Source organism: Bacteroidota bacterium (assembly GCA_034439655.1).
Classification (GTDB): domain Bacteria; phylum Bacteroidota; class Bacteroidia; order UKL13-3; family UKL13-3; genus CANJUD01.
In genome coordinates, this window is record JAWXAU010000167.1 from 1 (window position 1) to 12,513 (window position 12,513).

Here is a 12,513-nt window from a genome sequence, read left to right on the forward strand (position 1 = left end):
CAGCGGGCTGCTGTAAATAAAAAAGGGCAGCATTCTAAGTTTTAAAATTTGTGTTTCAAACCTTTATATTTATTAGAATCGAATTATGAAAGAGGTCTACTATTACATGCGTAACAGTATGTGTGAATATGCCTGGGAGAATGGCAAGGCCGAGCGGTTGAACGGCATAATTAAGAACAATTATCTGGCACATTACACTATTAAATCGTTCGAACAATTAAGAAAAAGTGTTGACCGGGCAGTATCCCTTTATAACAAAGACAGACCACACAAATCACTAAAATATCAAACGCCAATGCAATATGAAAAACAATTATTAATATTGCAGCAGCAAACAAAGCCGATGGTGACAGAGTCATTAGACGCAAAAGTTCAGATTTTAAGGGGGATCGAACCCCTTAAAACCTGAGCAAACAAAGCCTCAAATTCCAGATGTAATATCCGCAATAAAACAAGGAAGATGAGGTAAAAAGCGGTCAACGCTATTTAGGCATGGACATCAGCCACTTACCACTTATCCCTTGCTCCTAGGTACTTACTCCTTCTTCCTAAAAATCCTCTTAAAGAAATTTCCTTTCTTCTCTTTTTTGCCTACCGAAGTAATATTAACTTCGTTGTCTATTGCTGGGTGAATGGCATGTATAAAAGCATTACGCAACAAGTCGGCAACTGCATACCATATATTAATTTCGGTTTTACCGAATGCACCTTCTATAATAACTTTTGTGGCTATTTGGTCTTTCTTTCTATTCTCTAACACTATGCCCGCAGTGCCAACAACACCCTCCCATAGTTTTTGTTTAAATGGATCTTTACGATCTTCAGGTCCCAATACATCAAGGTCTTTAATAACAGGTTTTACATATCCTTTATACTTTCCATCTTTTCCCGCTATTTCAGTATATAAACCAAAAACACCTTTGTTGATGTCAATATTAGCATAGGCCTTGAAAAAATTATTCAATTCGGGTAAGTTTGTATTTTTTAATTCCGCATTCATATCGAAAGTTAACTTATCAGCCAATGGATTCATTTTCATATTAAAACTTAAGGTACCTTTATATACATTGGCATTGGCAGTGACTCTTGCAGGAAGCAAAGCAGTATCGCGGACACTGGATAGGTTTTCTGCCAGCACATGCGTTTGGTCCATCATGATATTTACTATTGGTTTCGAGGTGGAATCAATATATTGTATTTTGCCGTTCATTATTTCAAAACGGTTTATTTTGAGCGGCATAAATTTGTCGAGCACTTGCCTGAAATCAGTAGTGTCTTTTTGAATTTGGGCAGGTTCTGCTTTATCTTTGGTGAACCGCAAAACGGGGTTATCAAATTCGAGTTCGCCAACAATCCTACCATGAAACAATGATTTCCATTCAACCGATATATCAATGACCTCTGAAGAAATAAAGGGTGTCTTTTGCTTCGTTATAGAATCAACTTTGTTAATATAAAAATCTTTTATAGTATAAGCCCCCCGGTATATTGAAAGGTCAATATCCTTAATATGGCCATAATAGCCATGCATGGTAGCCAGCGTTTTATTGGCATAATGTAATATTATATAAGGAAGGGCAAGGCGAATACCTACCAATACCAAAAGTGTGATACCAAAAATTTTCCATTTCCTGTTTTTAGTTTTTTTTGGTGATTTGGGTTTTGCTTTTAGAACTGCCATAAAAGTTTATTTAATAATGGCTTAAAATATTGAGCATCCCAGATGCCGCATTAAGCAGAAGGAGGTTTATTCTGCTGAGATGTTTGATTTTATTTCACTTAGGGCTTGGTGGATGCCCGAAAGTTGCTTTTGTATCATAGCTCTTATGTTGTCGGGAAATAGCGTTTCTTCTAAGGTATCTGTATAATGTTTTACGGCAGCTTCTTCGCCAGTAATACATGCATTTATAATAGCATTTTTGTCGCCCGAGGTTAAAACGGATTTTATATCCATTAACACACGATGCAAGAGCCCCACAGGGCCTCCGCTATCTTCTGCTGCACTGCCTAAGTGGTGTACTTGTTTTTGCAATTCTTCAATATATCCACTTCTTTGTTTTGAATATTTTTCAAAAATGGCTTTCATTTGGTTGTCTTTAACATCTTTAGCGGCATTCTCATACCCTATTTTCCCATCTTCGGCTATAGCAATAAAATGATTTAATTTGTCGATAATTTTTTGATTTGGATTTTCCATGGTTTCGTAATTTTTTGTGCGTCAAAATTATACTGGAGGGCAACAGATAATATTACATAACTACGAGCAATATTTACATAATTAATTGATTTTTATAAATAGCCGTGTGTCCCTCTATCCTGAATCCAAAATCCAAAATCCCTTTTTTCTTTTAGAAAATCTGTCATATTCCGTACCTTTGGCGGTAGATTTGTAAACTTCTTTCAAACTAAAAAAACAATAATAAAAAATGGAAAATCAATTTCAATTTAACAACAGCGTTCCGCAAACGCAAGAGGGTGCAATCCCAAAAACATTTGTGGCCAACGTTTTTTCATGGATGGCTTTTGCGTTGGGAATCTCAGGTGCATTAGCTTACATGTTCGGTACCGATGCTTCTTTGATGGAATCTTTATTTGAACGTGGTCGGGGTATGACGGCATTAGGTTATGTAGTAATGTTTGCACCCATAGGTTTGGTACTGGTGATGAATATGGCGATGCAACGCTTGTCATTTCCAGTTTTACTTATACTCTTCACGTTGTTTGCGGTGTCTATGGGTATGAGTCTCAGTTTTGTTTTTATGGTATATAAACTGGGTAGCATTTTTCAGATATTTTTAATCAGTTCGGGTATGTTTGGAGCAATGGCCGTATTGGGTTATACCACCAAAACCGATTTAACAAAACTGGGTTCATTATTAATGATGGCTTTGTTCGGAATTATTATAGCTTCAGTTATTAATATGTTTGTGGGTAGCCGTGGTATGAGTCTCGTTATAAGTTTTATCTCGGTAATTGTATTTACGGGGTTAACCGCTTACGATGTACAAAAAATTAAAACTTTAGGTTCTCAAGTGGAGGCAGGCACTGAAACCACTGCCAAATTATCGATACTGGCTGCTATGGGCATTTACTTAGATTTCATTAATATATTCTTGGCCTTGCTCAATTTATTTGGCGATCGAAAATAATAATTTTAAAAAATTAATATAAAAAGAGCAACTTATTTCTAAGTTGCTCTTTTTTGTATTGACGAATATAGAAAATTTAGTCTATCAAAATCTTTTGGGTTTCTCCCGCCAGTTTTATAATATACATCCCTTTTGATAGGAATGACAGGTCTAACGTTTTTGTCGCAGGATTATTCCAAGTTTCTTCATGTACCTTTTCGCCCTGCATATTATATATATATAATTCACTTTTTTGTACTACAGTTGTATTATATGAGATAGTAAATATTCCAGATGAACTATTGGGATATATGGTTAAATTTGTGCTAGGTGAAATTTGTGGTGCTGGTAAATTATAATTTGCTAACCAAACAACGCCAGCAGCCTCGCCAAGCTTGTCGACATATACAGAGGCAACCGGTAGAATAAAACCTGTTGTCCAAAAATCATAATATGTTCCACTGCTTTTCTGATTAGATTGGAGCATTGCCCATTGCCCGGTGTTATTTTTATACTCTTCTGTAAAATATAGATTTTCATAGTCAGTTCTTAATCTCAATACATCGAAACTATCTTGCTTTGTAATCATTTTTCCCCAAGCATCTGCTATTACATGGTTCACAATTTTTTGACGGTATCTTAATGAGTCATATTGTTTGTAAACTGTATCTGGAATTGTTATATCTATTAAACTAGAATCGTAAAAACTACTTTGGTAAAGGAATGGAAAATTAATTTGCCTCGTTTCCTTATTAACATGGAATGAACCATTTTGAGTTGATATCTCAAATGCGAGTCCAATATAGCTGATAGAAGAATCCGTCATCCTATAATATGTTTCACCTCCTTGGTTTCTATGAATAGCAACATTTGCTTCTGGGAATAGATCTTTATCGGGCGATGAGTTAAAATCAACAATATTGAACATTGTAGAGTTTTGTGCAATTAATTTTGAAAAATCGAAACGTTGATTGGTTCCAAAATTTCCATAGTCAAAACTACTGGGATTGTTAGTAATAGAAAAATTAAACTTGTTTCCCACTATTGGTATTGGTGCTTTTTGTAGTACAACTTGCCCGTAAATATTAGACCGCATGGATAGAAGAATAATGAGGAGTATTATTTGAGATTGTTTCATAATGAGTATTGGTATTAAATGGCAAAGATAAGATTTTCATCTTGGTATTAGTCCTACAAAAAAAGAGCGACTTATTGCTAAGCCGCTCTTATATTTTCGAGAAGTATTATATAATCTGCTCATGGTTGCGTGTTATAACCAACCATAACATTTACTAATTCTTAATAAAACGTTGCCCTTGCAACATTTCTCCATTGTTACCATATATTAAAATATGATATACACCAAAAGCTAAATGCGAAACATCAAGTAAAGTTGAATTACTACCATTCAATGTTTGTTCGCTTACGATAGCACCCATTTGGTTAACGATTTGAAGTTTATTGGCAACAGTGCTCATGTCTCCAAATGTGATTTGCAAATTACTATTAGTAGGGTTCGGATACAATTGCATCGGACTATAACTCATGTGGCCTAATCCTTTATTTTCTAAAGCTATTTGGCCTAGCATACGGCTAGTGCCATCAACTTGCAGGGTCCATAACTGATAATAATTGGTACCCATTGCAGGGGTGTGATGCACCAATTGGTAGTTGGCCGTTTCGCCATTTGCAAATGCGGTTTGTGTTCCTATTGCACTTGTATGATATATATTCGTTCCATGTCTTATTTCATATAGTGAACCTATATCTTCATTTGCCGCCATCCATTTAATTGTAGCCACACTGTTTTGTATGGTTCCTGCTAGATTTACCAATTCAACAGGCAGTGCTTCTGCCTCGCTGCTAAAGCTCCATGTAGAGAAATGCGATACAGGATATTTAGGGTCGTTTGTTATAGTATTATTGGTAATATTTAATGCAGGCCTTCCACCTAAATCGGCCCAGTTGCCATTGGTATAAGGATCGGGATGTGTATATATACGCAAACCACTTTCGGTAATACCATTTAACTCACCATCAAAATATTTGAAGGTAACTTGTGCTGATAGATTTGTATTGGTAGTCGGATTAATAGTATAATATCTTTTAATTCCTTGGTGACCATTAAATGCACCACTGTTTCCACTTGTAATAGGTGTTCCAGTTACGCGAGTAACAACATAGTTATTGCTGCTTTGTGTAGTTTCTGTTATATATAATCCCAATCCGCCAAATGTATCTTTCACATTTTGAGTAAGTGTATGCAACGTATATAATTTACCTTGAATATTAGATGAATTCGTTTCTATAATGCTTCCAGTATTAGTCATAATTACAGAGTCACTTCCAGTATGCAATTGGCCACTGTTAAAAGTTAATTTATTGCTAAAAGTAATCGGACTATTTATGGTAACACCGCCGCTACCATTCATATATATATTCTTAACATTGCCTGTGAAAGTATTTGAAGGTAAGCTTAGTGCAGAAGTATTGGTAAATGCAACTATTCCATTAGAAGCATTGATATTACCTGTAGTGCGAGAAACAGTTCCAGTAATAAATAATGAATCTGTATTAATATCTAATGTTCCAGAAGTTAGAGTTAAATCACCATTTACAGTTAAATTACTATTTAAAGAAGATGCACTATAGTTTATATAATCTCCACTTGTTCCGGTAGCCGTTCTACCTATAACTATTGGTGTAGTTCCTGCTGCATGGTTCACAGTATTTGTGCTTCCCCATGTTCCGTTAGTAGACGTTACAGCATACAATGCGGTACCATCATTATTATAAAAACCTATTCTGCGAATACCATTAGAAAGCGATGAAGGAATAATACTTGCCCACGCACTACCTACACCATCGTAAGCACTAGTATACCAAGTAGTGAATGTGGTTGTGATACCATCGTTTTCTGTCCAAGAACCATATATTGGTCTACCACTGCCAGCCGTATTATCATATACAAATGCAAAATTTTCAGCATCTGTGTGCGAAGTTCCAGCCATAGGTAATCCAGTAGTATAATCCAACATTCTAATAGTATTGGTTGAGTGTAATGATTGCGTGATTAAAGAATCACCTATGGCATTGGTTCCATTATTCATTTGCACATAGAAATATATATCATTCCCTGCAGTGAATACAGCATTGCCAGTGGGAACTAAACTAAACCATCCCGTATAAGAACCAGAACTATCAGTAGTGAGGGTAGCATATCTGCTTGATGAAGTAAATTCATTACTAGAAAATTCAGAAGCTAATGAACCAAAAGATTTACCAGAACTATATCCAACTAGGTACCCTGCCGAACCCTGTGTACTATTATATATAGCAAACATATTTCCGGCTCCGTTAGCTGATAATGAAGTTGCTGTACTTCCAGCTACGGTATATTTATAAGTTGCATTAGGGGTTAAATTATTTACACTCAAACGACAAGTATAAGGAAACCTACTGCCTGCTGTATTACCATTAATAGCATATTGTGGGAATATAACTTCAGCAATTGCAGGTGCATCAGTTACATTAAAGGTAGAACTTGTTGCATCCCAATCGAGGCTTAATGTCCTTTGTGCTTTTAATGTAAGGGTAGCACCAATTGCAGTATGTGTGAGGGTGCTATAAGTTGCAATACCTGCCACAGCAAATGTATCAATAGTTGTGCCTGCAAGTGTACCGGTAGAGGTAATTCTTATTTGTGCAGCAAAGTTCAAATCCAAATTATTATTAGCGTCAATGGCTTTTACTTTCACCGCAGGCGACATAGAATAATTAGTATATACATTCGTTGCGTTTTGTATATATGCCAATTGTGATGCAGCAACATTTATTACATTATTTGTTGAACCTGAATTTTGATCTTCCACCGCTGTAAGCTGACTTCCAACATTTGCAGTGATATCAGAACTTTTAATTCTAAATACCAGACCTAATCCAGCTATGGTATTTTTCAAAGTAGTCATATCGCTATTGAGCCATACTTTTAAAGTATAAGTTTTTGAAGAATCATCAGCTATATGACCTAGGTCGCCATAATTATTTGAGATAGAGCTAAAAGTTATATTGGTAGAATTAATAGTTCCAGTTAGCGTATTGCTTCCATCGCTAAGTTCAGCACCTGCAATAGCTAATGACCAATCAGTAACTGTATTGCCAGTACCTTGGTTAAAAATCATTTGCGATATATAGCTTGATAAAGTATCTGTTGAAGAAGTAGCACCATCATCCTGTATTGTGAAATCAAAATTTAGAGAAGATGCACCCTGACTATTCACTACAGAAGATATTGTAGCTGGTTCGCTACCTCCACCTGCTGAAATAGTGCCGGTACCAGGAGGTAATGAAATAGTTCTTGTATTACCTGTTTCGCTGCCTGTATTAATAGTAGCTGGAGTTGTGCTTCCAGTTGTCGTAAATGCTCCAGAAGCAATATTCGTCGCAAGTGTACGGCCCACGGTTGATGTGCCAATTGCGGCCACATTGCCCACAATTAAATAATTACGAACACTTGAAAATCCTGTTTCACCAGTAATAGTAAATGCCATAGAGTTGGCGTATGATAATGGCGTAACTGAAACATCGCTATCTACTCCACTTGTTGTGTTAATAATTCCATCACCATTATAGTCTCTAATTATTCTAACTGCAGTAATATCAGTACTAGTAGCCGTTCCCGTTCTAGTAACCGTAACGCCTGTAAAATCAACTGCTGCATTGGGTGTTACAGTGAACCCTGATAATACTTCGCTGCTATATCCTTGATAAATTGGACCAGTAGGTTGTGTAATATTTCCTAAGGTTGAAGTAGTGCTAGTTGTAAATGCAGTAGTGCTTAAGGTACTTGTTCCACTACTGGCAATAGTCCAATTAGAAGTATTGGTAACAAGAGATTTGTATGAAGCAAGGGTTGGTTGGTTTGCACGCGAACCTGTATATTGTCCTGATGTTGCTCCTGAACTTGCTATAGCTATATTACCATTTGATACATTAAGATCGCTAGGCAAATAAGAAGTATTGCTGCTTGCTGAACCCGTGCTAATCCAGTTGGCAGGGAAGGTTAAACCAAATAACATGGTACCTGCAACTGTACTTGGGTTTGTATTAGTACCCCAATCGGAATTGGAAGCAGAAGTGCCCGCTCCTGAACCTTGATAGGCAAATATTTGGTCGCCACTTGCAGAAATTCCATTTAATGTTTGTGATACAGAACCCACTGATGGACTCGCACCGTCTTCAATTTTAATAACAGTTCCAGCGGCTACATTGTTTCCCGAACTATTAGTCCACGTTACAAAGTTTTCGCCTCCACGACCATTATTGGTGGTGGTAGATGAACTGGTGCTTAAGAAACCATTATCGGTAAATTTAATTATGGTATTTGGAACAAGGTCTACCCAAGTTACAAATGAAAAATTGTCAGGAGTATTTGAATTAAAACCTATAATAGAAATATCGCCAATGCTTAATACTGTTGGGCTTTCAACCTTCACATTAAAGGTAGGTGTGGATGAAGAACCACCACCAAAATGATATATTCTTATATAATATACTGAGCTAACCATTAAGCCAGTCAAATTTACTTTTTCAACGCCTCCTGCACCATTGGCATCAGCACAATTTACGTTTGAACTATTGCAAGATCCACTTCTCACATCAACCACTGCATTATAACTGGCACCTGGTGTAACAGTAATCGTATGTGATGTGGTTGTTGCGGTAAATTTATACCATACATCAGCTATGGTGCCGCTGCTGGTATTGCTGTTACAACTAATTGCAGAAATAGACTGTGTAGCATTGAGCGAAGTACCCGCAATAGCAGTAGCATTCACGGTAAGCGTGGTTGCTCCACTACAATCGTCGTTGGAAGGTGATATATCAAATGTATTACTACTAATATCCCAATCTAAAGTGCTGGTGCGTTCTGTATTTAAAGCTATGCCAGTAGCAACTGCTGTGTGTGTTAGGGTACTAAAAGTAGCAACCCCTGATGAGGCAGCAGCATCAACTTGAGTTCCACTTAAACTGCCTGAGGAAGTAATTCTAATCTGACTTGTGAAATCTAAATCTCTGTTGCCATTCGCATCAATGGCACTTACAGTAATAGCCGGCGACATAGCAATGCCAGCGATGGCATTACTCGTGTTTTGTATATAGGTTAGTGCACTTGCTGCAACATCTATAAGGTTTTTGCTAGAGCCTGAATTTTGATCTTGACCAGAAGCTAATTGACTTACAGTTAACGTAACGTCATTACTTAGAATTTTGAAAACCAATCTTTGTCCATCAATGGTGTTTTTCAAAGTGGTCATATTTGTTTTGAGCCATACTTTTAAAGTATAGGTTTTAGTAGAATCATCAGCAACATAACCTAAGTTTCCCGATGAGTTAGAAATAGAACTAAAAGTAATATTACTGCTATTAATAGTGCCTGTCATATTATTCGTTCCGTCGCTAAGTTCAGCACCTGCAATGGCTATCGACCAATCGGAGACTGTATTTCCACTACCCTGATTGAACACCATTTGTGATATTTGAGTAGCCACATTATCATTAGCTGGCGTGGCACCATCATCTAATATATCGATATCGAAATTGAGTGATGAAGTTCCTTGTGAGTTAATAATTGAAGAAATAGTTGTAGGCTCTGTTCCTGCACCCGCGGTTATAGTTGAAGTACCAGGAGGGGCTGCAATAGTTCTTGAATTGCCATTTGCTGTTCCAGCACTCGAGTATGCATTGGTAGTATAATTGCCCGAGCTTATGCTTGCCGTAACTGTATTGCCAGCCGTTGAAGTTCCAGCACCAGCCACATTAGTTACTATCAAATAATAATGTGCAGTCGGAAAATTTGTTTCACCTGAAATGCTAAAGTTTATTGAACCAGCATAAGTAGCACCTGCACCAGAAACGCTACTATCAGCACCATTGATAGCACCATTGCCATCATTGTCTCTAAAAATTCTTACAGAGGTTATATCTGTTGAAGTTGCAGTGCCCGAAGTTGTAACAGTAACTGCTGTAAAATCTATATTTGAACTTGGTGTTATACTAAAACCAGACAATACTATATCGCTAACACCCTGTGTTATTGAACCTGTTGGCTGTGTAATGTCAGCTAGTACCGTACTGTTAAAAGTTGTAGTACCTGCAGTGCCAGCAGTGCCTAAATAGTTTTCTTTCAAACTGCCTGTGCCACCATTATATTCATATATATCAACTGCATAAGCAGTAGATGGGTTGATGCCACTTGAAACAGTAATGATGGTTCCTGTACCATTATATATTACATAGTTTCCGGTGCCTGTTAATTGTAGCCCTGTTCCAGAACCAAAGGTAGATGTGGCGGTATATATAGTATTATCGGTAGGGGCTACTGCAGATGTGGCACTTAATCTTAAAACGACAATGCGTTTTGCACCGCCATTTGCCACAGGGTTTGTCCAAGTAGCTGTAATACTATTATTTGTAGTTCCAGTAAATGCAATTGAACCACTTGAAACATTAAGCGTTGGTTCATCAGCAAGTATTACAAAACTCCACGAAGGAACAGTTGATATTTGAGCAGCACTGCGAGTCCAATTAGTTGAATCATAGGACCTATTATATATATTGGTTTTTGTATTAACTGTGTTACCTGTATTGTTGCTATAAAAACCATTTGGATTAAAGAAAGTCATAGCACCTGTGCTTAATGCCGATGGCTGGTATGAGTTTGAAGTGGCACTTAAGTTTGAACCTGATGCAGTCCACCCTGAGTTCCCATTATTAAAACCTTCTAACAAATTTGTAGTACCACCTGAAACTGCCCAAGTTCCTTGGTAAGCAAATAATTGCTCACCTAGTGCACTCAAACTAAAATTACTTGGGTTGTTTGAATTCCATCCTGTACCGCTAATGCTCATTCCGTTACTCCATGATACTACTGTACCCATAGAAATAGTTGAAGGTGCAGTATATATTAAAAATCCTTCGCCTGTCATTTGCGTCGTCGCATCTGAGTATCCATTGTCTGTAAATTTGATAACTGTATTTGCAGCAATATCGACCAAAGCCACAAATGAAATTGCATCAGTAGTTGACGCATTAAATCCTATAACCGCAATATCTCCTTGACTTAAATTTCTGACAGAACCTGTAACTATAATAGTTTTTGCAGTGGCACCACTGCTACTGGCATTAATTAAACTTGCACTTGCTTGTGGTTGTATTGATAATGAAGTAGGTTTGTAACGAACATATATAGTAGTTGAAGAAAGTGTTCCGCTAGAATTTGCTAAACGAACAGTATCCTTAGCAACAAAACTACCGCCAGTTCCAGTAGAAATTTCAAAACCTGTGGGTGGGGCAATCCTAACACTATCAGTTAAATTTGAACCTGAAACTGTGAATGATTGTTCAGATGAAGTAGTGTTTATAGCTGATGTGGTGAAGTCATTGGGTGTTCCTGCTAAAGTAATAATAGGTGTTGTGTTTATTACATTTGATGGGCTCGTTAATGCTAGACTGTATATTCTGAAATTCCCTGAACTACTGCTTGAACCATATATTAGTATTCTAATAGTTAATATGGTTTCAATTGTATTTCCAGGAGCAGGTATTGTCGCTGTATTGGAAGTGCTTGAAGTGCCGATACTTGTCACCGTGCCCCCTCTTGTGTTTGAAGCGGCCGAATTTGAGCCACTCACTGTAGAGAAAGATGGAGATGCACCATAACCGTAGGTCACAGTATAATCTCTTGCAGCAGTTGTAGTAGTACTTACAGCTGCAATGATTGCTAAATTAAAAGTATCATTTGAAAAAGTTTGACTAGAACCCAAAGTAATGGAAAATTCTAAATATTTGCTAGAGCTAGAAGATGTTGGCCATCCTGTTGTTCTATGAAATGTGTTAGCACCTACACCACTTACACCACTACCATTTATTGAAATTGTGCTTAAAGTTGGTGATGTTAATGCACTTGTTTTTGCACCATTTTGATTTGTTGTACTTGTGGCATAATTGGCACTTGAAATACTTGGTGTGAAATCCCAGCTTACGAAGTTTGTCTGCGCAGTACTCATTATTGGACCAATCAAAATAAAGGATAAGATAACAACTGCCTTGGATAATGTTGTTTTCATAAGATAATTTAATAACGTGTTTTTCATTTATATAATTTTATAGTGTTTGTGAAGATCTTTTTTAATGGGCACGAAGTTAACCATAATAACATTACGTTTATGTTAACTCAAAACTAAAAAAGACGATTTAAACCGCTTGCTAATTAATGGTAGATAAAGCTTCTCAAAGGTATTTCTTTTTTAACCAAGGTGGCATTATTTTAGGAATAATGACAAAGGCATTGCCCATTTTAATTGCTTAAAAGCATTGATGCAAT

6 protein-coding genes are annotated in these 12,513 nt (G+C 36.9%); 2 read left to right on the forward strand and 4 right to left on the reverse strand.

Annotated elements, in window-relative coordinates; genetic code table 11:
• Positions 1-85 precede the first annotated feature (85 nt).
• Positions 86-409, forward strand: a complete 324-nt coding sequence (locus tag SGJ10_12495) for an integrase core domain-containing protein (GenBank protein MDZ4758942.1) — start codon at positions 86-88, stop codon at positions 407-409.
• 126 nt (positions 410-535) lie between these two features.
• Here SGJ10_12495 and SGJ10_12500 read toward each other — a convergent pair whose 3' ends face one another.
• On the reverse strand, positions 536-1,681 hold the full coding sequence (locus SGJ10_12500; protein ID MDZ4758943.1) for a DUF748 domain-containing protein: 1,146 nt from the start codon (positions 1,679-1,681) through the stop codon (positions 536-538).
• A gap of 66 nt (positions 1,682-1,747) precedes the next feature.
• A complete protein-coding gene (locus SGJ10_12505; GenBank protein ID MDZ4758944.1) occupies positions 1,748-2,197 on the reverse strand; it encodes a PA2169 family four-helix-bundle protein in 450 nt (149 codons plus the stop codon).
• Positions 2,198-2,426: 229 nt separating this feature from the next.
• On the opposite strand from SGJ10_12505, the gene SGJ10_12510 reads away from it, so the two are divergent.
• On the forward strand, positions 2,427-3,149 hold the full coding sequence (locus SGJ10_12510; GenBank protein ID MDZ4758945.1) for a Bax inhibitor-1/YccA family protein: 723 nt from the start codon (positions 2,427-2,429) through the stop codon (positions 3,147-3,149).
• Positions 3,150-3,225: 76 nt separating this feature from the next.
• On the opposite strand, the gene SGJ10_12515 is transcribed toward SGJ10_12510, so the two are convergent.
• Both SGJ10_12515 and SGJ10_12520 read right to left on the reverse strand, forming a co-directional pair.
• On the reverse strand, positions 3,226-4,266 hold the full coding sequence (locus SGJ10_12515; GenBank protein MDZ4758946.1) for a T9SS type A sorting domain-containing protein: 1,041 nt from the start codon (positions 4,264-4,266) through the stop codon (positions 3,226-3,228).
• A 154-nt stretch (positions 4,267-4,420) separates the two neighbouring features.
• A complete protein-coding gene (locus tag SGJ10_12520; protein ID MDZ4758947.1) occupies positions 4,421-12,196 on the reverse strand; it encodes a T9SS type A sorting domain-containing protein in 7,776 nt (2,591 codons plus the stop codon).
• Between the last annotated feature and the right edge of the window lie 317 nt (positions 12,197-12,513).

Excerpts from the sequence above, each read along its gene's own strand:
- SGJ10_12495 (MDZ4758942.1), top strand. The coding sequence starts at position 86 with ATGAAAGAGGTCTACTATTACATGCGTAACAGTATGTGTGAATATGCC.
- SGJ10_12500 (MDZ4758943.1), bottom strand. The coding sequence starts at position 1,681 with ATGGCAGTTCTAAAAGCAAAACCCAAATCACCAAAAAAAACTAAAAAC.
- SGJ10_12505 (MDZ4758944.1), bottom strand. The coding sequence starts at position 2,197 with ATGGAAAATCCAAATCAAAAAATTATCGACAAATTAAATCATTTTATT.
- SGJ10_12510 (MDZ4758945.1), top strand. The coding sequence starts at position 2,427 with ATGGAAAATCAATTTCAATTTAACAACAGCGTTCCGCAAACGCAAGAG.
- SGJ10_12515 (MDZ4758946.1), bottom strand. The coding sequence starts at position 4,266 with ATGAAACAATCTCAAATAATACTCCTCATTATTCTTCTATCCATGCGG.
- SGJ10_12520 (MDZ4758947.1), bottom strand. The coding sequence starts at position 12,196 with ATGAGTACTGCGCAGACAAACTTCGTAAGCTGGGATTTCACACCAAGT.